Below are 23059 nucleotides of genomic sequence, written 5' to 3' on the forward strand. Positions count from 1 at the left end.
ACGGTTTACAAAAATAGAAAACTACTATGAATGTAGCTGATCTTTCAATGCATAAAGCTGCTGTAAGGCTTCACGTGGACTTAAGTTATCGACATCAATGCTCTTGAGTAGTTCAAGTGCGGCAGAAGGCTTCTCAATTTCGACCACACGTTCAATGATTTCAAGTTCAGGTGTTTCTATCGCGGCAAACAAATCATTTTGAACGACTTTAGGTTTTTGCAGCTGTTGCTTCTCTAAAATTTTCAGACGATTTTGTGCTTCTTTGATCACACTGGCAGGAATACCCGCCAATTTTGCTACCTGTAAGCCGTGACTTTGGCTCGCTGGCCCATGTTGGACTTTATGTAACAAAATGAGGTTGCCATTGAGTTCTTTTGCGGTGACATGGTAGTTATCAATAGCAGTTTCTTTGGCTAGCTCGGTTAGTTCAAAGTAATGTGTGGCAAATAAACATAAGCATTTAATGCGTTTGGTTAAGTCAAGTACGCAAGCCCATGCCAAGGATAAACCATCATAGGTACTGGTGCCACGACCAACTTCATCCATCAGAACCAGCGACTGATTGGTTGCATGATGTAGGATTTGCGAGGTCTCAGTCATTTCCACCATAAAGGTCGATTTGCCTGTAGATAGGTCGTCCGCAGAACCAATACGGGTAAAGATTCGATCAATAGGACCTAAGACTGCTGATTGGGCTGGTACATATGAGCCACAATAGGCCAATAGGCTAATTAAAGCCGTTTGACGCATAAAGGTTGATTTACCGCCCATGTTAGGACCCGTAATAATGGCCATGCGGTGGTTAAAATCAAGTGTCGTGTCATTCGGTGTAAATGAGGCTTTGTTCAAAGCCTCAACCACTGGATGACGTCCCGCAATAATTTTAACCCCAATTTCTGGACTATACTCAGGACGTGACCAATTGCGTAAGCGAGCCTGATGTGCAAAGTTGGCTAAGAGGTCGATCTGCGCAATAGCGCTGCTCATCATTTGTAAATGCCCAATCTCGGCGCGCAGTTCATCTAAAAGCATTTCGAACAGCATTTTTTCGCGAGCTAATGCACGGGATTCACTCGAAAGCACTTTGTCTTCAAATGTTTTTAGCTCAGGGGTGATATAACGCTCAGCATTTTTCAAGGTTTGACGACGAATGTAGTGATCAGGTGCTTGCTCGGCTTGTGCACGGGTCAGTTCAATATAATACCCACTGACACGGTTATAACCAATTTTTAAGGTCGAAATTCCAGTATTTTGACGTTCTTGAATTTCAAGGTCGATCAAGTACTGTCCTGCATGATCGCGGATTTTACGGAGTTCATCGAGTTCATGATCAAAACCTTCCGCTATCACATTTCCATCTCGTAAAAGCACAGGTGGATGTTCAACGATGGCAGACATTAAACGTTGATGTAAGCCATGGAAATCACCCAATTCCTCATTCAATTGGGTAATGAGTGCGGACTGTTTACTTTGAATCACGGGTTGAATGGCATGACGTAAATAAGGGACTTGCGCACAGGCTTGGCGCAGTTGCACTAAGTCACGCGGACGGGCGCTACCTAAAGCCACCCGACTGAGGACACGTTCGATGTCTCCAATCTCTTTTAATACTAAACGGACTGGTGATTCATGGTAACCATCCACAAGACTCTTAGTGGCATCTAAACGTGCGTCTAAGAGCTTGGTATCACGTAACGGTTGCATCAGTGTACGACTAAGTAAACGTCCACCCATTGCCGTTTGACAGTCATTGATGAGTTGAAATAATGACGTGCCGTGTTCAAACAGAGGCTCAACTAGCTCTAAGTTTCTACGTGTCACAGGGTCAAGCGCAATGAAATCACTGCTTTGTTCAAGCTGAATAGAGCGAATATGCGGTAAGGCTGTTTTTTGCGTTTCTTTGGCATAATGAATCAGCGATGCTGCTGCTGCTTTGGCAAGCGGCAAATGGTCAATACCGAAACCAGCTAAAGTCGATACAGCAAACTGATCACATAAAGTTTTTTGTGCATTGTTTAAATTAAAGTCGACATTGGGACGGCGTGTTACAGGGCAGTCGAGCAGTTTTTTAATGTGTTCAATGATATTGGGGTCGACAATATTTTCATCGACCAAAATTTCACTTGGCATCAGACGAGACAGTTCAATACCGAGTTGCTCAAGCTGAAACTCTTGTTGCTGAACTTTGAATAAACCTGCACTTAAATCTAACAGCGCAATACCAATTTCGTTTTGTTGTACGCAAAGCGCGACAAGATTTGAACTTTGATGTGCAGTCAGTAAGGCATCATCTGTCAGTGTACCTGGGGTAATAATCCGGACAACGCCACGTTCAACAGGGGCCTTACCTGTGACTTCACCAATTTGCTCGCAAATAACGACGGTTTCGCCTTTTTTCACCAAGCGAGCAAGGTAGCCTTCAGCTGCATGGTAAGGAACACCTGCCATAGGGATGGGTTCACCATTGGCTTTGCCACGATGGGTCAGGGTAATCCCGAGAAGTTTAGCGGCCTTGTGTGCATCTTCAAAGAACAGCTCGTAGAAGTCACCCATACGATAGAACATCAAAGAGTGCGGATGTTGCATTTTGACGCCCATGTACTGTTGCATCATGGGTGTGAGTGTGGACAAATCAGTTATGATTCCCGAATTGCTCATGTAGGTGAAATCCTTAAATCTTTGAAAATGCACAATATAAAAATAGACCGAGCGACACCGCTTACCGTGTGTATTTATGCGCTATGAACAGCTATTGTATGAATGGCAATATCTTAGCAAAATTGAAAACGACTAAACAATAAATCATCTATAAAGCGAACAGTTGTTAAACAGCCAAGTGATTATTGCTGTAGGCATTAGGTGTAAAGCAAAAATAAAAAAGCCTAAACATCTGTTTAGGCTTTTTAAGATTTAAGGCTTATACAGACCGAGTTCAGTCAGCTGCAACCGTAGGATACGACGTATCTCAAGAACAGCTTCAGGCGTTTCTTGAATAGAATGTCCACCTTTAATAATCTTCTCAGACAATGCACCATCTAGATGGGCACTCGTATAAGGCACGACATCGTCTGTAATGATATTGATGTCATCACTTTTGGTCGCATTCCCCATGATGCTGTGGAATTTCATGCCTTTGTATGGAACGACGTTTTTAGTTAACCGAGTGAAGTTAGAGTTCTTGCTGAGATCACTTGGCCCATTTTGTATGAGTCCATTATCTACATCTTTAATAAATTCTTGTAGGTCAGGGTCACTACTTTGTATAACATCGGTCAGTGCCCCCAAAAATGCACCTGGTAGACGAATGACTTTACGCGCCGCGAGGGTAAACCAGCGGTCAGCAAACTCTGTCCCACGATGTGGCGCTGCTAAGAAAATGGCCCGACTGAAATTTGGAATCGGTTGAATGTCGAGGCGCGATTTAAACAGAGGATCATTTTTAAATTGTTGCACACGTCGATTGGGTAGCAGTTTCATTGCCGCAGGGGTTAAGTCAGCATCGCTTACCAAAAGCCGCGCAATAATACCGCCCATACTATGACCCACTAGCACGGCATCCTTTTTGGCAGGCGCTTTGCTATCGACCAAATTAAAACTTTGTTGAATGATTGCATAGATTTGGAAACGACTTTCCAAAATTGGCATATTGGTCGAGTAGAACACTTGCCAGACTTGATAGTGTTCACGTAGCACGGGATCGCCCATGACATCATTCGTCAAACGAATCCATGCCTCTGGACTACTGGCTAGTCCGTGAACGAGCACCACCACTTTTTTATTTGGGTTGTACGGCTCAAGCATGTATAGGTGCGGCATAGTGAGGCGTGCATCACGATCAATCAGTGATAAATACGCGGCTTTACCTAAATTGTTTTGTGCCAACCATAAGCCATAAGGCGCAGAAAAGTTTGCAGCAAGAGGGTAACTTTTGCCTGCAATTTTCGCAGATTCAAACTTATAGGGATCATAAGCTGAGATTTCAAACTCAGGGTTGTTTAAGATCTCATCGATATTGGATGCAGAGCGTGGTTGTGCGGTAATAGTCGCTGCTAAATAACGGGCATTGTGAATGTTAGGATTACGACCATTGGTGTACTGATAATGCAGTGGATCGACAATATATTTGGCTTTTTCAGGTGAGGTATCGTTATGCTCAGGTGGGAGAACAATCAGAAACTCTGAACCAAAACCATCGCGACGCGTGATAGAGCGGAGGCCTGAGAAGTTCATATTGTAAGTTGACATTAGTTGTTCAACTTGACGGTTTTTTAAAAGTGGGTAGTTATCGTAATTTATGCGGTAAATACTTTGTCCCACTTTGATTTGATTACCGACTTCAGATGGTTCATGGCGTAGTCCATAACTATGTACAAGTTTAGCGATAGCTTGGTTATAAAAGTCACGCAGTTGGACTTGTCGGTTATCAAAAATACGATCTTGGGGACCACGTTTGGTGTTAAACATGTAGGCATAACTATAGCGAATACTTTTATCCAACATGCCGAGTTGCTCATCTAGGCAGCTTTGGTAGTTTTGTTTTTGTAGCGCTTTTTTTTCTTCGGACTGAGTCTTGGCTAAAATACTCACTTTACAGGTAGATGATTTTTCTAAGGAAATTGCTTTAGCGAGATACAGTTCGCTGGCAGTAGAGAGGAGTTGTTCATCCTGAATTTGTGGAATTTGTCTGAGTTCGCTGACACATTCTTCAGGTTGCTCTGAACAGATTTTGGCTTCTCGACCTGTCATGGACAACACGTTTAGACTCGCTTCACTGAGCTTATCTCGCGTTAAAATACTCTCACGCTCATTGGTAATCGTGACGTTCAGTGATTGATTTTTCACACTGACCACTTGGCAACCACTCAAGAGCGAAAATAGAGCAGTTACTATCAAGGTGCTACGGATGTATTTAGGCATAAAAAGCATCGACTACCGTTTATTCTTTTGAATTTTTTAAATCATACGATAATTTTCGGATTTATCAATTCGCCTAAAATAAAAATAGACCGAAAATTCGGTCTATTTTTTAGGTACATCAGAAGTGATGGAATTATTTTGCAGTATTTAGAACTTGCCAAACATTCCAACGACCTTGTTTTTCAATTTCATTAATCAAGCGATCCGCAACTTCAGCTTCTTGTGGATATTTCAATTTGTAGTTTTTCAAGGTTTGCACCGCATTTTTCTTTTGTTCCATCGCGATGTAGTTATTTGCTGTCGCTAAATATGCTTCTTGAACACCAGCTTTCATTGCTTTATCGAGGTATGGCATTGCTTCGCGTTGACCACCACCTTCAGACAAAGCAAAACCGAACCAGAAGTTTGCTTCAGGGTCTTCTTGGTTAATTTTTAAAATACGCTGTGCATAAGCCAAAGACTTGGTGGTATAGACTGAACCAAGGTCTAAATTACGTGCCATAACGCTGGCTTTGAATGCACGGACCAGTACATCAAATGAAGCATTGTCTTTTGATGCTAACGTATCAAGCTGTTGTGTCACTTCTTTTAGTTTTAACTCAAAACCTTTACGTTCTTGGCGTTCTGTAAAACGTGGTGGGTAGTGACGGGCTTTGCCTTCAGCCAACTGTAAGAAGTCATCAATTTCAGTAATGTCGACTTCATTGTCGCCTGCCAGTACGGCAAACTTTAATTGACGGTCTTTGCTGTTTATGGTTGGAATAATCAGTTTATTGGTGTCTAAAACCATTTTTTTAGATGGATCGTCAGAGCGAGTCACTTCCATTTTTGTTACAGGCTGAGCCGCTGCTTTTTTTAAGTTAATTTCAAATGGAGGTGGCGCATCATAATTAAATGGATTGAGTGCATAAAATGGTGCAGTTAATTCAGGCTCTGTAAAAACGATGGTATCGTTGTTATTCTTCGTTGGGTTTGAGCTACACGCTGTTAAAAACGAGACAGCAAGAACAGCAACCGCTAAGGGTTTAAGCATCATAAGGTTCTTCCATTCATTATTTTAAGAAGTGGTATAAAAGGCATGTTCGTCAGTCTAAAAAAACTCTGATGAACATGCAAGGTTTGCTATAGGCAGGTTTTCAAAAACTAACACTTTTCATGTTTAGTCATTGGATGGCAGGCTTTGAGCTTCACATTCGCGGCGTACATCTTCCAAAATTTTCAATTCTTCAGCACTAAAGGGTTGTTCATTTTGTTGTTGCTTTTTAAAGGTTGGATCAAGCAAAGACAAACGTTGGCATAAGGTGTTCATCCGTTTTTCATTGAGCTGAATGCGGTCAAGTAGAACACGCATACCTTCAAGAATTGGATCAGACTGGTCTTGTGTTGCAGCATAAGGTTGGAAACCAATACTTTCTGCATAATCACGACGACGTGTTTCTGCCTCATCTTTCGGTTTATCTTTAGAAATAAAGCGTGCAGGGTTACCAACTGCGGTCGTGTCGGCTGGAACTGCTTTGGTGACGACTGCATTTGAGCCGACTTTCGCATTTTTACCGACAGTAAAAGGGCCTAAAATTTTAGCACCAGCACCAACCACTACGCCGTCTTCTAAGGTCGGGTGACGTTTGCCTTTATTCCATGTAGTTCCACCTAAAGTGACACCGTGATATAAGGTCACATCGTCGCCAATTTCAGCGGTTTCACCAATCACGACGCCCATGCCATGGTCAATAAAAAAACGACGACCAATTTTAGCACCCGGGTGAATTTCAATACCTGTTGCAAAACGGCTAAAAGAAGACAATAAACGTGCTGAGCCTTTACATTCTTTTTTCCATAACTCATGCGCCATACGGTGCATGATCAAGGCATGAATGCCTGGATATGTGGTTAGAACTTCTAAAGTGTTTCGTGCCGCAGGATCGCGCGCGAATACAGCTTGTATATCTTCTTTGAGCTGTTTAAGCATTAGATTGATCCTCTGTTTGATCCGTATTTGACTTTTTCCATGTGCCATTGTTTAAGGCTTGTACACGACTAAAAATACCACGAAGTAAATGATATTCCATACGATCTAATTGTATACGTCCAAAAAGACGACGCAAGCGTAAAGGCAGTAATCGTGGATTTTTGGGGTCTAAAAATTCAATCTCGGCCAACATTTTTTCAATGTGCGGGTAGAACTGTTCCATTTGCTCATGGGTGACCAAAGGCTCATCCCATTGCATAGACTCTGTATCTGTGACAGGCATGGTTGCAGCTTCATCTTCACCGCTTTCCACAGCAGCCAGTGTGGCCATACGCATTTCATAACAAATCACTTGAATGGCTTGAGCCACATTTAGTACACCATAGTCTGTATTTACAGGAATGGTGACATGATAGTTAGCCATGGCCAGTTCTTCGTTGGTCAGTCCGCGGTCTTCACGGCCAAATACAACAGCAACGTCTTGCTGATCATTCACCACTGCTGAAATTGATTTTTCAGCCGCAGGGCGTGCGTCAAGCAAAGGCCAAGGAATGGTACGACTACGCGCACTCGTGCCAAACACTAAATGGCAGTCTTTGATGGCATCGGCAAGGGTTTCAACGATTTCAATCTGCTCAATTAAATCAGTTGCACCCGCAGCCAAAGCATCAATATCGGGATGTGGATAGGTTTTTGGCGCAACCAACACCAGCTTTGAGAGTCCCATTGTTTTCATGGCGCGCAGTGCGCTACCAATGTTCGCAGGGAGTGTGGTATTGACCATGACAATACGCACATGGGAGAGATGCGCTGAAACAGCGGCATTGTCAAATTGGCTCATGATTTTTCCAATGAATCTTTAAAATTTAAATAATTAAGAGAACTGACCGACTTCAGCTTGATATAAGTCAATGGCATCATCCATGCTCATATCCGCAGGGGGCGGTGGTACATCTACAGGTTTGGCTTCTTCATAGCTCACCGCTTTGGCTGCTTTGGATTTGACTTGATATTCCACATGAAGATTTTCTTTACCAAAATAGTCACGCAGTTTAGAAAGTAGTTCATCCAGCGGTGCCACTTTCCAATTGATCCCTAAGTGCAATTCAGCCGTGGCATACGGGTAGTCCAATAGCAATTGCAGCGGGATGTGATTACACATATCGACATTACAAAAGGGTGCAAGTATATTTTTTAAATCTTGACTCAGTGTTTTTGTACTATGTGTTGGGTCGAGACGAATTTGAATACAGTTGGCGCGTTTTTGACGAATTTCATTCAGAGTAAATGCTTTGGTTAAGCGTCCCATTGGACGGTCAAAACCTTCACGCTCGTAAATTTCGCCTTCAATTACCACGACTTTTTCATTTTGAATGATGTCTTTAAAACGCATAAAGCGTTCATGATTCGCAGAGACTTCAATTCGTGAGGTACCATCATCCAACGTCACCATCATTCGGTTCGGGAAGTTGGCTACATCGACCACGAGACCTGCAAAAACCGTAGTAACACCACGACGGGTTGGGGTAAGTTCATTGATTTTGTTCGGAATAAACGCTTTCAACTCAGTGCGATAGACATCAATTGGGTGGCCGGTTAAATACAACCCTAGAGTATCTTTTTCACCTTTGAGACGGACTTCATCTGACCAAGGTTTAACGGGTTTAGCGGGTTTACGTTGTACTTCTTCAACTTCACCAAACAAGTCCATGATACCTGTTTCACGGTTTGAGCGAGCTTGTTCAGCCGCTTGTACCGCTTCAGGTAGTTGCGCCATTAGACTTGAGCGTTCAATGCCGAGGCAGTCTAAAGCACCTGATCGAATCAACGCTTCTAAAGTCCGTTTATTAATTTTTTTCAGATCAATACGGTGGCAGAAATCAAACAAATCACGATATGGCCCATCTTGAATACGTGAGTCAATGACTGACTGCATCGCCGCTTCACCGACGCCTTTAATCGCACCGAGCCCATAGACGATTGTTTTATCGTCCGAAGCATGGAATTGATAGATAGACATATTGACCGAAGGCGGCAATACCTCTATATCGTTGTGTCGACAGTCATCAATCAAGAACACCACGTTATCGGTGTTTTGCATTTCCGATGACATCACCGCTGCTAAGAATTCAGCTGGATAATGCGCTTTGAGCCATGCCGTTTGATAGGCCACTAAGGCATAAGCTGCGGCATGCGATTTGTTAAAGCCATAACCTGCGAACTTTTCCATATAGTCAAAAATATGGTTGGCAGTGGCTTCATCAATGTCTTTTTTCGCTGCACCTTCCGTGAAAATTTGGCGCTGTTTGACCATTTCTTCGGGCTTTTTCTTACCCATTGCACGACGAAGTAAGTCCGCACCACCCAAGCTATAGCCCGCACAATACTGTGCTGCCTGCATTACCTGTTCTTGGTAAACCATAATGCCGTAAGTCGGCTCAAGTACACCTTCAAGTAGGGGGTGAAGATATTCAAACTCGCCACCATGCATACGGTGGATAAAGTCTGGAATCAGGTCCATCGGACCCGGACGGTAAAGGGATACGAAGGCGATAATTTCTTCAAATTTGCTTGGACGTGCTTCCTTGAGCATTTTTTTCATGCCCACGGATTCAAACTGGAAGACCGCTGTGGTGTTGGCATTGGCAAAGATAAGGTATGCATCTTTGTCATCAAGCGGAATGAACGCAATGTCTAAAGGCACATCTAACTGAATGCGCTTATTGATATTCTTCACGGCATCTTCAATGACCGTTAAGTTACGTAGACCCAAGAAGTCGAACTTCACCAGACCTGCAGATTCAACGTCGTCTTTATCGTACTGCGCAACACGGCCTGTACCATCTGCGTCACATAGAACGGCAGAAAAGTCGGTAATTTTAGTTGGGGAAATGACCACGCCACCTGCGTGTTTACCTGTGTTACGGGTAATGCCTTCGAGTTTTAATGCCATTTCCCAAATTTCAGCGGCATCGTCATTGTCTGGGTTAGATGGGTTGGTGACAATGTCTTTAAGTTGTGGCTCTGCTTCAATGGATTCTTCGAGGCTTAAACCTAAAGGTTTAGTCGGAATCATTTTTGAGATTCGGTCTGCCAAACCATAGGATTTACCCAAGACACGTGCCACATCACGAATAGCACCTTTGGCTGCCATGGTGCCGAAAGTGGCAATTTGTGATACTGCATCGCGTCCGTATGTACGCGCAACATAGTCAATCACACGATCACGACCAGCAATACAGAAATCGACGTCGAAATCGGGCATTGAAACACGTTCTGGGTTTAAGAAGCGTTCGAACAGTAGTCCGTATGGGAGAGGATCAAGATCCGTAATTTTTAAGCTGTATGCAACAAGTGAACCTGCACCTGAACCACGACCTGGACCAACGGGAACGCCATTACCTTTGGACCATTGGATGAAGTCCATGACAATCAAGAAGTAGCCTGGGAAACCCATTTTAAGAATGGTCCCGATTTCATACTCTAAACGATCATCGTATTCTTTACGTTTTTGAGGCCAGTATTCATCACGCGTTTCTGGTGGATATAAAAAGTCTAAACGCTCTTCTAAACCTTCTTTGGATAAATGTGCAAAGTAGGTGTCAATGGTATGGCCTTCAGGAATAGGGTAGTCAGGCAGGAAGTATTTACCTAATTGCAGAGTGACGTTACAACGCTTCGCGATCTGATAAGTATTTTCAATTGCAGAGGGAATGTCTGCAAATAACTCCGCCATTTGTTGGCCAGATTTAAAATATTGCTCTGGAGAGTAATTTTTTGGTCGGCGGTTATCCCCTAATACATAACCATCGGCAATACAGACTCGGGCTTCGTGTGCTTCAAAGTCTATTTCTTTCATGAAGTGCACATCGTTGTGCGCAACTACACCAATATTGTATTTTTTAGCCAGTTTTAGGGCTTCATAGTTGAAGTCATCTTCACCTGAACGCTCTGTTCGACATAAAGCCAAATAAACACGATTGCCAAACTTTGCAATCCATTCTTCGAGTAAAGGTTCGGCTTTTTGCGGATTCGATGTACAGAGCATTTTGCCGACATCAGATCGCATGCCAAGTAGCGCAATCAGGTCATGGTTTTGTTCTAAAATCCAGTCTTTTGCAACGCAAGGAATATCAAGCTGTTGACCTCGGATAAAACCTTCTGAAACCAGTTCGGTTAGATTACGCCAGCCAACATTGCTCATCGCCAATAATGTCACGCGATGTTCAGCATCGTTCAAGCGAACTTCTGAACCCATAATCGGTTTGATACCATTATCTAAGCATTTACCATAAAATTTTACAGCAGCATGTAAGTTAGATAAGTCAGTAATGGCAAGGGCTGGCATACCTTCTGCCTTAGCAGCTTTGACTAAATCAGGTATACGTACAATTGATTCTGTGATTGAAAATTCTGTATGAATACCAAGATGTACAAAGTGCATAAGTGAGTCCCTGCAAAAACCGCTGAATAGTTTAACATGCTCTGCCTTCATTCTGAGTGCGATTCAAATGAATTGGCAAAATTTAATAGGCTACAGTGTTTGGACTGTTTATTTTATTGTCAGTAAGTTCTAAACGACTTAAAAAAGCCAATGTCAGTCGCATTGTTTCTTGGAATAAAAGCCTTTATCAGGCCACTGCTTGCTGAAGGGCAAAATTACTTAACCGTCCATTTTTAAAACCAAAGTTGAGATAAGCTGTGTAGGGTGGGGCAAAGTCTTGGGGTTTTTTTAGAAAGGCTTTGATTTCATTGGGCTGCAAGAGCAAAACTTGGGCTTCACCTGATGCTGCCATACCTTGTGCACTGTATTTAAAGTCTTGTTTAAACTGCTGCAAAGTATAATTCGGTGTGATCTGAGTATTTTGCACGCGTATATTTTCGCCCATCGCTTGAGTGCTTTTCCAGTCAAGCCAAACACGGCCTTTGGTTTGACCGAGTTGTTTTAAACTCGCTTTGTCTTTATAGAATTTTTCAGCCTGAATCTTGGGATTATCTTCGCTAAAAATCTCAAATTTTAGGGTTTTGGGTTGGGTACTGGTAATACTGTATTCATAGTTGCCTGTACATTCGGCATATTGTTTGCTGGTTTTTCCATTCGGAGGAGCGAGTAATTGACTGACTTGATGTGCTGTCACAGGTGCATTGAGTTCAACCTGATTCACTTTTACACTGGTGACGTAGTTATAGGGATTTGAAGCTGCATGGCTGAGCATCGGCAAAAGACTTAGACTGATCAATAGAGTTGTTATTTTCATCGTTATAGCTTTTAAAAGTGTTGTTTGCCAGATTATATAAAACTTAGACCTGAAAAAAAGCTCCCAATATTGAGAGCTTAATTTTGTTAGCGTAGTTTAGACAGCCAATCGCCAACGGATTGTACAATTTGCACCATGATCAACAGCACAATCACCGTGAGGATCACGACACTGGTGTCAAAACGTTGATAACCATAAGAAATAGCAAGGTCGCCAATACCGCCTGCACCCACTGCACCAGCCATCGCTGTGGCACCAATTAAGCTAATCGTGGCTGTGGTTAAGTTTAAAATCAGTGAACTGCGTGCTTCAGGTAAAATAAACTTAAAGATGATTTGTAGCGGAGTTGCACCCATGGCTTGTGCAGATTCGATAATCCCTTCATTCACTTCAAGTAATGAAGTTTCCACCAAACGACCAATGTAAGGTCCAACATAAATGGTGAGCGGAACAATTGCAGCCCAAGTGCCAATCGATGTACCGACGATGAGTTTGGTTAAAGGTAAAACCGCAATCAGCAAAATAATAAAGGGCAGAGAGCGCAGGGCATTCACAATCGGGTTGAGGCTGTGATAAATCGCTTTATTTGGCAAAATACCATCAGGACGTGTGACCAATAAAATGATAGCTTGAATAAAGCCCCAAATACAGCCAAACAGCATTGCAAAAAACACCATATGAAATGTTTCTTGCAAAGCGGTAATAAACTGATCAATCGATAAAGAGCTTTTCCAAAAAGGTGCTGTGATTTGAGTTAACCACTGGACAATTAAATCTCTCATGCCAGCTCTCCTGATTGTTCAACAGCCACACCATGTTGTTTTAAAAACTCAACTGCTTCAGCGATCAGGCTTTCATCGCCCAAGAGCTGAACAAACATTTGTCCAATCACATTGCCATCAATTTCAATCATGTTGGCAAATAGGATATTCAGACTAATATCAAACTGCTTAATTAAGTTTTGAATTACGGTTTCGTGGGCAGAGTTACCCAGAAATTGTAAGCGGTAAATACTATGATGATGCTTATGTTCGAGGTTATTCAGAAGCTTAATAGGTAGTTGTTGATGCAAAATCGTTTGAATAAAATTCTGTGTCGTTGCATGTTGTGGACGACTAAACAGGTCCACTGTTTTTCCAGTTTCAACCACTTTACCGAGTTCCATCACGGCTACATGTGAGCAGATGCTTTGGATCACATCCATTTCATGCGTCACCATGACGATGGTAATACCTTGCTCTTGATTGATTTTTTTGAGCAAGTCTAAAACTGACTTGGTGGTTTGTGGGTCTAGTGCAGAAGTCGCTTCGTCACAAAGTAATATTTTAGGATGGTTGGCAAGCGCACGTGCAATACCGACACGTTGTTTTTGACCACCCGAGAGCTCGTCTGGATAAGCTTCTTTTTTGTGTTTGAGATCAATAAACTCAAGTAGCTCATTCAAACGTTTTTCACGTTCAGCTTTGCTATAACCTAAAAGTTTCATTGGCATTTCAATATTGGCTGCAACGGTTTTGGTTTGCAGTAAATTAAAATGCTGGAAAATCATGCCAATATTTGCACGTTCTTGACGTAATGCTTTTGCATCTAATGCAGTAAAGTCTTTCTGATTGATAATTACTTGGCCTTCGGTTGGACGTTCAAGTAAATTGATCAAACGAATGAGGGTACTTTTACCTGCACCACTATAGCCAATAACGCCAAAAATACTACCTTCTGGAATATCCAAATTGATTTGGTCCAGTGCAAGAATGGTTTGGCCTTTCAGCTGATAGTGCTTTGAAATGTTTTTAAATTGAATCATATCGTCAAAAACTACACAAAAATGAAAAAACAGGCAAAGAGACTTTGCCTGTTTCGTTGATTTGATTATATTACTATTTAGCTTGAGTAAGGTAGCTTACTGGCTTGTTCACATCAATTTTTGTGCCGCCAAAATGTTCTTGAACATATTTGCCTACTGCAGCGACATGGTAAAGCTCACCAACTTTTTTCAGTACAGGGTCGTTTTGACGCGCTTCAGCCACAGCAAGAACGTTGACGTTCATTTTCGTGGTTTGGTCGATTGGCTCATAATAAATCGCATCTTTCAATACGTTTAGACCACCTTCCATTGCAAGGGTATTACCCAAAACAATTGCATCAACTTCGTCTTTCACACGTACAGCTGTTGCCATTTGAATTGGCTTGATGACGAGAGCTTTGTTGTTTTCAACAATGTCTTTCGAAGTGCCTTTCACGAAGTCAAAGTCATTTTTTAACTTCACTAGACCCGCAGATTGTAATAATAACAATGCACGTGATTCGTTCGCACCATCATTTGGAATTGCAATCGTAGCACCATTTTTAAATTCAGCCAGAGTTTTTACTTTGCTTGAATAGATGCCCATTGGCTCTAGGTAGGTCGTTGAAAGTGGAGCAATCTTCGCTGTGTTCGCTTCGTTATATGCTACAAGGTAAGCATAAGATTGGAATGCATTGACATCGACTTCATTGTTTGCAACAGCAGTGTTCATTGCAACATAGTCAGTGAAGTTTTTAATGTCTAGCTTTAAGCCAGCTGCTTTAGTTTCTGGCAAAGTTGCAATATAGCGCCAAATGTCTGCATCAGACCCAGTCGATGCGATGGTTACTGTTTGCTCAGCTGCTGCAGTATCCGTTTTAGCCGCATCTGCTACAGGTGCTTCAGGTTTGCTACAACCCGTTAAAACAACAGATAAACCCAGCGCAATTCCTAGAATTTTTTTCATTTTTTCTTCCCGAGTAAGCACCCAAACGAGGCTTAACTTAGCTGAACAATAGAGAGATCGATTGATTTTAAATCAGGTATTCCTGATTTGATGCATATGACTGTAATGTGAGTTTTGCAAGTGTGCAATTCGATATCAGTCGAATATGTACTTTCACTTTGGAAAAGATTAACTTTTTCAACTCACTAGAAACATCTTTGCTCAATCGTTAAATTTTGCACATCATATCAACAAAGTAATATTCGATATAGAGTATAAAAGTTCAATACTTATCTTATTTAAAGATTAGTAATTTGAATTTTGTTTATAATTTTATAATGAAAACAATATATTATTTTTAATTAATCTATTTAAAAAATAATAATTTGCATAAATTTTGTTCTTTATAAGATTTTATCTAAACTAAATACAAAAAATAGATATAACGAGTATAAAGTGCAAAAAGTATGTCTCAGAATACAGGATGAATATAGCTACATCTGTAGAACTTGATTTATATTCATACGGATATATTAAAAAAAATTCGCAGCGGTTTGCAATAAAAAAACCCGCATTTAGCGGGTTTTTACGGTATGAATGTTTTTAAGTATTTTCACGCGCAATCGCACGATAACCAATATCTGTACGGTATTGCATACCCGTAAATGTGACTTGACCACAAACCTCTAAAGCATTGACTTGCGCTTCAAGTACGGTATCACCAAGAGCTGTCACACATAAAACACGACCACCTGCAGTCAAGATGCGACCGTCGGCACTCATTGTAGTGCCCGCATGGAAGATTTTTGTGTTTTCAGGAGATTGACCAAGACCAGAGATGACGTCACCTTGACGAACGGTTTCTGGGTAACCTTCTGCTGCTAGGACAATACCAATTGATTTGCGTTCATCCCATTCAGCTTCTGCTGGAAGATTACCTGCAATACCAGCTTCAACCAGATCAACCAAAGAAGATTTTAAACGCATCATAATCGGCTGAGTTTCAGGGTCACCAAAACGACAGTTGAACTCGATCACTTTTGGTTGACCTTTGTCATCAATCATCAAGCCTGCATATAAGAAACCTGTATAAACGTGACCGTCTTTTTTTATACCTTCAACGGTAGGACGCATCACTTCATTCATGGTTTTTTCAAATACGTCTGCAGTCACCACAGGAGCAGGAGAGTAAGCACCCATACCACCCGTGTTTGGACCTTGGTCGCCTTCAAAAATACGCTTATGGTCTTGAGATGTTGCCATTGGTAAGATGTTGTCGCCATCAATCATACAAATGAAAGACGCTTCTTCACCAGCAAGGAATTCTTCGATCACAACACGAGAACCAGCATCACCAAACTTGTTGCCCGCCAACATGTCATCAATCGCATCAAAAGCTTCTTGATTAGTCATGGCTACAATTACGCCTTTACCCGCAGCAAGACCATCGGCCTTGATCACGATTGGCGCGCCATTTTTTTCAACAAATGCTTTCGCTGCATCGACTTCAGTAAATACATCGTAGAACGCAGTAGGAATGTTGTGGCGTTTTAAGAAGTGCTTAGCAAAGGCTTTTGAGCCTTCTAACTGGGCAGCAAATTGAGTTGGCCCCCAAATTTGAAGCTCTGCCGCGCGGCAAGCATCCACTACACCATTTACAAGCGGTGCTTCTGGACCCACAATAATCAAATCTACTGCATTATTTTTTGCAAAGTCGATAATTGCAGCATTGTCTAAAATGTTGAGTGCAACATTTTCACATTTGTTTTCTGTTGCAGTTCCTGCATTACCTGGTGCAACAAAAACTTTTGCAACTTTTTCATCTTGCGCGATTTTCCATGCCAACGCATGTTCACGACCGCCATTACCCAAAACTAAAATGTTCATCTTACTATCCTTTTTTAATCCCTCCCAACCTCCCTTTGAAAAGGGAGGGGCATCACGAATTTAAAGAGTCCTTTAATTCATGACAAGTCCCCCTTTAAAAAGGGGGATTTAGGGGGATTTTTGAATATGAATTATTGTAAATTAATGACGGAAGTGGCGCATGCCCGTGAAGACCATTGCAATACCTGCTTCATCTGCAGCAGCAATGGTTTCTTCGTCACGCATAGAACCGCCTGGTTGGATAATACATTTAATGCCTGCTTTCGCTGCATTATCAATACCATCGCGGAATGGGAAGAATGCATCAGATGCCATTACAGCACCTTCAACCACTAAGCCTGCGTGCTCCGCTTTAATCGCAGCAATACGCGCTGAGTTAACACGGCTCATTTGACCTGCGCCTACACCAATGGTTTGACGACCTTTAGCATAAACAATGGCATTTGATTTTACGTATTTCGCAACTTTCCATGCAAAGATCAAATCATCAATCTCAGCATCCGTTGGTGCGCGTTTCGTCACGACTTTTAAATCATCTTTGGTGATCATGCCTAAGTCTTGGTCTTGAACCAATAAACCGCCATTTACGCGTTTATAGTCAAGTTGTGGCGCACGTTCATCAAGTGCCGGTAATTCACCACAAACGAGAACACGAACATTTTTCTTCGCGCCAGTGACTTCAAGTACGCCTTCAGCAATGCTTGGTGCAATGATCACTTCCACAAACTGGCGGTCAACAATCGCTTGTGCAGTTGCAACATCTAATTCACGGTTGAATGCAATGATACCGCCAAAAGCTGATTCAGGATCTGTCGCATAAGCCAAGTCATATGCCGCTTGAATACCATCTAAAGACACAGCAACGCCACATGGGTTTGCGTGTTTAACGATGACACAAGCAGGTTTTGCAAATGATTTCACACATTCAAGTGCGGCATCTGTGTCTGCAATGTTGTTATAAGAAAGTTCTTTACCTTGAAGTTGTTTCGCTGTTGAAACAGATGCTTCAGTTGCTGTACTTTCTACATAGAATGCTGCTGACTGATGCGGGTTTTCACCATAACGCAAGTCTTGAGCTTTATTTAATTGTGTATTAAAGGTACGTGCGAACTTGTCTGCTTGACCTTCTTCTTTGCCTACGCGAGCGCCTAGGTAAGAAGCAATCATGCCATCATATTGTGCTGTATGTTCAAATGCTTTAACGGCTAAGTCAAAACGAGTTTCGTAAGACAAAGCACCATTTGCTTTTAGCTCAGCAATAACAGTGTCATAGTCTGTAGCATTGACCACAATACCGACAGAAGCATGGTTTTTCGCAGCAGCACGCACCATGGTTGGGCCGCCGATGTCGATATTTTCAATCGCATCTGCAAGTGAGCAGTTCGGTTTAGCGACAGTTGCAGCAAATGGATAAAGGTTCACAACCACAAGATCGATCGCATCAATATTGTGTTCAGCCATCACAGCTTCGTCTAGACCGCGACGAGCTAAGATACCACCATGAATTTTCGGGTGTAGCGTTTTTACACGACCATCCATCATTTCTGGGAAACCCGTATGCTCTGAAACTTCAACTACAGCGATATTGTTGTCTTTTAACAACTTATATGTACCGCCAGTAGATAAAATTTCTACCCCTAGAGCAACAAGGTTTTGAGCGAACTCTACAATGCCAGTTTTATCGGAAACAGAGATTAAAGCGCGTTTAATGGTCATGATCTTCGTCACAGTTATCAAGAATTAAAACAAAAAGTCAAAAATAGCAGGTAAAAAAAATGCCCGCGGAAGCCGCAAGCATTTTATCATTTATTCACTCATTAAACCGTGAGCTTTTAACTTTTTACGTAAAGTTCCACGGTTAAGTCCTAGAATCTCCGCAGCACGTGTTTGGTTACCGCGGGTATATTCTAAAACTACAGATAGAAGAGGTTTCTCCATTTCTGCCAGCACCATGTCGTAGACCTGAGATGGTTGCTCGCCTTGCAGTTGTGCAAAATAGTGGCGAACTGCGCGATCTACGTGAATACGAAGAGCGACATCAGACTGTGCAGTAAAAATAGGAGATTTGCTATTCATGCGAAGTAATCCGAAAAATCTAAATATCACTTGGGTAAAGTGACATATATAAAGTGGTCTAAAATTAAAATGAACTTCGTTTTAGATCCTAAAACGACTAGTTCTAAAACTGTACATTTAGCATGCCACAATATCGCTAAGTTGGTCGAAATATAAGCGTAACAATAGTTAAATATTTGTTACCGACCTTTTTTTAACAAAAAAATCTGCTCAATACGCGATATTTCGATAACGCGCATTTTTGCTGATGTTCTATTTGTATTAAAAGACTGAGGAGATTGCAGCACTAAGCTTTTGTGGCGCGTATCATACCATTGTCTAAGAAAAAGTGAGCAAGAAAACTGCATTTTTTTTCACTTTTTTTACATTTTTTTTAAATTTTAGGGCTGGACTATTTCTAAACTGTAATGATTGAAGCTTTTACGGCTAACTGGCAGGCTAAATTTGAATTTGAACGGACTATTTTTAGGAATTCGTTTGATTCCAACGAGACTATCAATCAAATATTCATTTGCATGTAGTTGATAGGTTGAATCGACTTCACCATCCACTTTTAAAATGACCTTAAGATCTGGTAGGGGAAGACTGGTGTCATGATAATTGATCAGTTCACCTGAAAATTGAGTTTTCTGTGCGTCTACACGTTTTACTTTTAATTTATTAATGCTGATCAGACTGTAACGTTCTTGTAGGCTGCTACAGTTCAGTACGAGACAAATTTTATTATAGGTTGCACCTAATGCGGGGCTGTTATTGAGGATATGTGGGTTAAACCATAAGTATTGGAAACACAATAAAGCCAATAAGCTGAAGTTAATCATACCCCAAAGCATATAGTACATCGGGCTTTTTTGCGGTTTCGCTGGATTGTTGTCTGCCAAATTCATGGCAGGATAGTTACCAATCGGGTCGGTACTAAAATAGTTTAAATTGTTTAAATAAGTTTTGAGGTCAATGTTGGAGTGCTCAACTTTCAGGTTGAAAATATCAAGCAAATTTGATGTCGACATTGAAAGTGCAGCAGATTGTGATAAATCAAAATGAATGCTGTCTATACGAGGAGAGGAAAATGCTGAATTTGAAGACATGCTCATGTCATTCTGATTCGACGATCTTTCCTCACCTGTGTCAAAAGTATGACCCGTGGTTAAATGCGAGAGCGCATTAAAGGTCATCGAACACTTTGGGCAACAAACCATACCTTGCGCAACAGTGAGTTGTGCAACACTTACTTTGTAGATGGTTAGGCATTTAGGGCAAGAGGTTTGTTTGTCGCTCATAGTGTATTAAGAGTTCATTTAAAGGGTGTGGCGTTTACCCGAGATTCGGCACCAGTTTTCATCACGTTTCTCGACCTCTAATATATCAAAAAACTCAGAATAAACACTAGAAACATCAGAAACTTGCTCTTCAATTACACCTGCAAGTGCGAACTCTCCCTCAGATTTGACCAAAGTTGCGAATTCTGGCGCTAACATCATAAGCGGGCCTGCCAAAATATTTGCAACAAAGACATCTGCTTTTTGGTCAGCCAGCTCTAAATTGAACTCGTCTGGTAAGCCGACATAAAGGTTCTCAGCCACGCCATTGAGTGCCGCATTTTGTTCAGTGGCTAAAATTGCTTGTGGATCAATATCTGTCGCATAGACTTTTTTTGCACCTAGGAGTAGAGCAGCAACCCCTAAAATACCTGAACCGCAACCATAGTCGATCACGATTTTATCTTTAACATCAGTTTTACCTAACCACTGCAGGCAAAGAAAAGTAGATGCATGGTTCCCCGTACCAAACGCTAAGCCTGGATCAAGTTTAATGTTCACTGCATCCGGTTCTGGTGCTTCCATCCATTCAGGAACGATCCAGTATTTGTCTGCAATTTGAATTGGTTCGTAGGCATCCATCCATGTGCGTTCCCATTCTTGGTCTTCAAGAAATTCGCTACGCATCGGTGCATCAGGCATTTGAGTGCGAATAAACGTTTCTAATGCATTGACATCAATTTCTTCGTCGTCTTCTTGCGCATAGATACCTGTCACAATGACTTTATTCCAAAGTGGCGTTTCACCTGGAAGTGGTTCAAGTAAGTCTTGGTTTTCTGCATCATCTAATGTGACACTGACTGCACCCAAAGATTCTAAAAGGGTTTCAGTAAAATCGACTTGCGCTTGATCAACCGTAATATGAATTTGTAACCACTTCACAGGAATAACCTAATATTTATGTATAAATAAATATTGTAGCGGAACAGGGGGCAGTTCGACAGCATTCCTCAAAATAAAAAAGGATGCCGAAGCATCCTTAGATCTACACCTGTTCTAGGCTTGTTCTGTACTGGTTTGAACCGATGGGGCAAAACGGTTGAGTAATGTCCCAAAGATGGCAGCAAAGATATACATAAAAATAGAATAGACCGCTGCAGGCATGGCAATGGTGGTACTGGCCATCACGGTGAGTGCAATGGTCATGGCAAGGGTGCTGTTATGAATGCCAATTTCAAAGGCACAAGCCCGTGCTTGAGCACTGTTGATCCCCAGTAGTCTCGGTACAAAATAACCAATCATTAAACTACAAATACAGAAAATGACGGTGGCTAAACCGACCTGAGTCAGATACTCCAGAATATGTGCGCGTTCTTTGGCTATTGCTCCAACAATGATTAAGACCAAAAATACAACAGAAAAAATACGCAATGGCTTATTCAGCTTCTTGGTAAAAGAAGGTGCATAGTGGCGAATCAACATACCAATACAGACGGGGATAAGAATAATCGAGAATACCTGCAAGATTTTACTAAACTGCATACTGACGTGTTGTCCATCCTGCATAAAGTACTGAATGGCAAAGTTGACAATTAGCGGCAAGGTAAACGCTGCAATAACGGAGTTAATTGCGGTTAAAGTAATATTGAGCGCAATATCACCTTTAAACAAATAGCTAAATAAGTTTGCAGTACTACCACCTGGAGAAGCTGCTAAGAGCATTAAGCCGACGGCAAGCAGTGGCGGTAAGTTGAGTACTTTGCAAATTACAAAGGCAATCCCAACAAGAAGTACCAACTGACAAAATAAAGCAACCAATACTGCTTTGGGATGTTTGCTGACGCGTGCAAAATCCTTCGGGGTTAACTCTAAGCCCAAACCAATCATGATGATGGCAAGAGCTAGGGGTAACATAATCGTTATAATTCCTGAATCCATAGGTGTATATTCTCCTTAAAATTATATAAATCATGACCGTGAAATTATTCAGCTGCGGTCTCTTTCTTCAAAAATAAACTGTCATTTCTTCGCGAGATTAATAGGCCCAATAACGCAGCAAATACAAACATGAAAATAGAATAAATACCGGCAGGAATAGCCATGGCGGTGTTGCCTAAGACTGACAGGGCAACCGTAATGGCAAGTGCGGTGTTGTGAATGGTGATCTCAAAAGAGCAGGTTAAGGCTTGTTTTTCTGGAATATTGGCAAGATGTGGCACAAAAAAACCAATAAACATGCTACAGAAGCAGAATAAGGCTACGGCAGGCCCAATCTCAAACACATATTCAACAAAATTATGTCGCTCTAAGTACAGTGCGAGAAAAAAGATAAAAAGAAGACAGCTTGCAGACAAAATACGCATTGGGCGGTTTAATTTGTCGGCAAGTTTTGGAAAGTAATAACGTAAAAACATGCCCATACTGACTGGAAGTAGAGTGATGAAAAATACCTTCATCATTTTCATGGCCGGCATGTCAACGGGTTGTGATGTTTGTAGAAAGTACATCAGTGAAAAATTAATAATAAAAGGAAGGGTCAGTGTTGAAATGATGGAGTTCGTGGCTGTAAGAGTAATGTTGAGCGCAACATCACCTTTAAATAAATAGGTCAATAGATTTGACGTTGGTCCGCCCGGTGAGGCTGCAACGAGCATCAAACCAATCGCGAAAATAGGCGCTAAATTTAAAAATTGACAAATCAGGAACGCAATGCCCACCAGCAGTACCAACTGTGAAAATAACGCGATGAAAATGACTTTGGGGTGTAGTGTGAGGCGATAAAAATCAGCTGGGCGTAGGTGTAAACCAAGACCCATCATCATTAATGCCAAAGTCAAAGGCAAAAAAACTGTAAACAATTCCGAATCCATGGAATACCTTTTTTATTCGTTTTTATCTTTTGTGTTTTTGAGTGTATACAGAATTCAATAATTTACAAGGTAGAAAAAAGGGCAAAAAATGGAC

The 23059-nt window shown here is 41.6% G+C and carries 17 protein-coding genes; all 17 read right to left on the bottom strand.

Annotation, left to right across the window (positions count from 1 at the left end; all coding sequences use genetic code 11):
- Window positions 1-24 precede the first annotated feature (24 nt).
- The 17 genes from mutS to ACSC9N_RS06020 all read right to left on the bottom strand — a co-directional run bounded on the left by mutS (window position 25) and on the right by ACSC9N_RS06020 (window position 22965).
- Window positions 25-2658, bottom strand: coding sequence for a DNA mismatch repair protein MutS (mutS, locus tag ACSC9N_RS05940; RefSeq protein ID WP_010327060.1), 2634 nt, complete (start codon window positions 2656-2658; stop codon window positions 25-27).
- A 252-nt stretch (window positions 2659-2910) separates the two neighbouring features.
- Window positions 2911-4917, bottom strand: coding sequence for an esterase/lipase family protein (locus ACSC9N_RS05945; RefSeq protein WP_029575059.1), 2007 nt, complete (start codon window positions 4915-4917; stop codon window positions 2911-2913).
- A gap of 133 nt (window positions 4918-5050) precedes the next feature.
- Window positions 5051-5953 (bottom strand): ABUW_2363 family tetratricopeptide repeat lipoprotein, encoded by a 903-nt coding sequence (locus ACSC9N_RS05950; protein ID WP_029575058.1) that lies wholly within the window; start codon window positions 5951-5953, stop codon window positions 5051-5053.
- A gap of 123 nt (window positions 5954-6076) precedes the next feature.
- A complete protein-coding gene (gene cysE, locus ACSC9N_RS05955) occupies window positions 6077-6886 on the bottom strand; it encodes a serine O-acetyltransferase (RefSeq protein WP_004696365.1) in 810 nt (269 codons plus the stop codon).
- Entirely contained in the window at window positions 6879-7727 is an 849-nt protein-coding gene (locus tag ACSC9N_RS05960) for an RNA methyltransferase (RefSeq protein ID WP_010327057.1), read from the bottom strand. Before ACSC9N_RS05960 ends, cysE begins: the two co-directional genes overlap by 8 nt.
- Window positions 7728-7760: 33 nt before the next feature.
- A complete protein-coding gene (dnaE, locus tag ACSC9N_RS05965) occupies window positions 7761-11330 on the bottom strand; it encodes a DNA polymerase III subunit alpha (protein ID WP_010327056.1) in 3570 nt (1189 codons plus the stop codon).
- A gap of 187 nt (window positions 11331-11517) precedes the next feature.
- Window positions 11518-12144: a hypothetical protein gene (locus ACSC9N_RS05970; protein WP_029575057.1), complete on the bottom strand. Its 627-nt coding sequence runs from the start codon at window positions 12142-12144 to the stop codon at window positions 11518-11520.
- Between the two features lie 86 nt (window positions 12145-12230).
- Window positions 12231-12926: a methionine ABC transporter permease gene (locus ACSC9N_RS05975; RefSeq protein WP_004696373.1), complete on the bottom strand. Its 696-nt coding sequence runs from the start codon at window positions 12924-12926 to the stop codon at window positions 12231-12233.
- The gene (locus ACSC9N_RS05980) at window positions 12923-13948 is read right to left on the bottom strand and encodes a methionine ABC transporter ATP-binding protein (RefSeq protein ID WP_010327054.1); all 1026 of its coding nucleotides are present in this window, start codon (window positions 13946-13948) and stop codon (window positions 12923-12925) included. The genes ACSC9N_RS05975 and ACSC9N_RS05980 overlap by 4 nt, the downstream gene beginning before the upstream one ends.
- Window positions 13949-14021: 73 nt before the next feature.
- A complete protein-coding gene (locus tag ACSC9N_RS05985; RefSeq protein ID WP_010327053.1) occupies window positions 14022-14894 on the bottom strand; it encodes a MetQ/NlpA family ABC transporter substrate-binding protein in 873 nt (290 codons plus the stop codon).
- A 582-nt stretch (window positions 14895-15476) separates the two neighbouring features.
- A complete protein-coding gene (gene purD, locus ACSC9N_RS05990; protein ID WP_010327052.1) occupies window positions 15477-16760 on the bottom strand; it encodes a phosphoribosylamine--glycine ligase in 1284 nt (427 codons plus the stop codon).
- A gap of 141 nt (window positions 16761-16901) precedes the next feature.
- Window positions 16902-18476 carry a bifunctional phosphoribosylaminoimidazolecarboxamide formyltransferase/IMP cyclohydrolase gene (purH, locus tag ACSC9N_RS05995; protein ID WP_029575056.1) on the bottom strand — a complete coding sequence of 525 codons (1575 nt, stop codon included), beginning with the start codon at window positions 18474-18476 and terminating at the stop codon, window positions 16902-16904.
- Between the two features lie 90 nt (window positions 18477-18566).
- On the bottom strand, window positions 18567-18836 hold the full coding sequence (gene fis, locus ACSC9N_RS06000) for a DNA-binding transcriptional regulator Fis (RefSeq protein WP_001086304.1): 270 nt from the start codon (window positions 18834-18836) through the stop codon (window positions 18567-18569).
- Between the two features lie 380 nt (window positions 18837-19216).
- Window positions 19217-20116 (bottom strand): DUF3426 domain-containing protein, encoded by a 900-nt coding sequence (locus ACSC9N_RS06005; protein WP_010327050.1) that lies wholly within the window; start codon window positions 20114-20116, stop codon window positions 19217-19219.
- Window positions 20117-20134: 18 nt separating this feature from the next.
- Window positions 20135-21037 (bottom strand): 50S ribosomal protein L11 methyltransferase, encoded by a 903-nt coding sequence (gene prmA / locus ACSC9N_RS06010; RefSeq protein ID WP_004696394.1) that lies wholly within the window; start codon window positions 21035-21037, stop codon window positions 20135-20137.
- 114 nt (window positions 21038-21151) lie between these two features.
- Window positions 21152-22033 (bottom strand): bile acid:sodium symporter family protein, encoded by an 882-nt coding sequence (locus ACSC9N_RS06015; RefSeq protein WP_010327049.1) that lies wholly within the window; start codon window positions 22031-22033, stop codon window positions 21152-21154.
- 44 nt (window positions 22034-22077) lie between these two features.
- Window positions 22078-22965, bottom strand: coding sequence for a bile acid:sodium symporter family protein (locus ACSC9N_RS06020; RefSeq protein WP_010327048.1), 888 nt, complete (start codon window positions 22963-22965; stop codon window positions 22078-22080).
- Window positions 22966-23059: the final 94 nt, after the last annotated feature.

Origin of the sequence: Acinetobacter sp. PC34 (assembly GCF_051789135.1) — a bacterium.
Classification (GTDB): domain Bacteria; phylum Pseudomonadota; class Gammaproteobacteria; order Pseudomonadales; family Moraxellaceae; genus Acinetobacter; species Acinetobacter johnsonii.

Coding starts and splice junctions, on each gene's coding strand:
- mutS (WP_010327060.1), bottom strand. CDS start 2,658: ATGAGCAATTCGGGAATCATAACTGATTTGTCCACACTCACACCCATG.
- ACSC9N_RS05945 (WP_029575059.1), bottom strand. CDS start 4,917: ATGCCTAAATACATCCGTAGCACCTTGATAGTAACTGCTCTATTTTCG.
- ACSC9N_RS05950 (WP_029575058.1), bottom strand. CDS start 5,953: ATGATGCTTAAACCCTTAGCGGTTGCTGTTCTTGCTGTCTCGTTTTTA.
- cysE (WP_004696365.1), bottom strand. CDS start 6,886: ATGCTTAAACAGCTCAAAGAAGATATACAAGCTGTATTCGCGCGCGAT.
- ACSC9N_RS05960 (WP_010327057.1), bottom strand. CDS start 7,727: ATGAGCCAATTTGACAATGCCGCTGTTTCAGCGCATCTCTCCCATGTG.
- dnaE (WP_010327056.1), bottom strand. CDS start 11,330: ATGCACTTTGTACATCTTGGTATTCATACAGAATTTTCAATCACAGAA.
- ACSC9N_RS05970 (WP_029575057.1), bottom strand. CDS start 12,144: ATGAAAATAACAACTCTATTGATCAGTCTAAGTCTTTTGCCGATGCTC.
- ACSC9N_RS05975 (WP_004696373.1), bottom strand. CDS start 12,926: ATGAGAGATTTAATTGTCCAGTGGTTAACTCAAATCACAGCACCTTTT.
- ACSC9N_RS05980 (WP_010327054.1), bottom strand. CDS start 13,948: ATGATTCAATTTAAAAACATTTCAAAGCACTATCAGCTGAAAGGCCAA.
- ACSC9N_RS05985 (WP_010327053.1), bottom strand. CDS start 14,894: ATGAAAAAAATTCTAGGAATTGCGCTGGGTTTATCTGTTGTTTTAACG.
- purD (WP_010327052.1), bottom strand. CDS start 16,760: ATGAACATTTTAGTTTTGGGTAATGGCGGTCGTGAACATGCGTTGGCA.
- purH (WP_029575056.1), bottom strand. CDS start 18,476: ATGACCATTAAACGCGCTTTAATCTCTGTTTCCGATAAAACTGGCATT.
- fis (WP_001086304.1), bottom strand. CDS start 18,836: ATGAATAGCAAATCTCCTATTTTTACTGCACAGTCTGATGTCGCTCTT.
- ACSC9N_RS06005 (WP_010327050.1), bottom strand. CDS start 20,116: ATGAGCGACAAACAAACCTCTTGCCCTAAATGCCTAACCATCTACAAA.
- ACSC9N_RS06015 (WP_010327049.1), bottom strand. CDS start 22,033: ATGGATTCAGGAATTATAACGATTATGTTACCCCTAGCTCTTGCCATC.
- ACSC9N_RS06020 (WP_010327048.1), bottom strand. CDS start 22,965: ATGGATTCGGAATTGTTTACAGTTTTTTTGCCTTTGACTTTGGCATTA.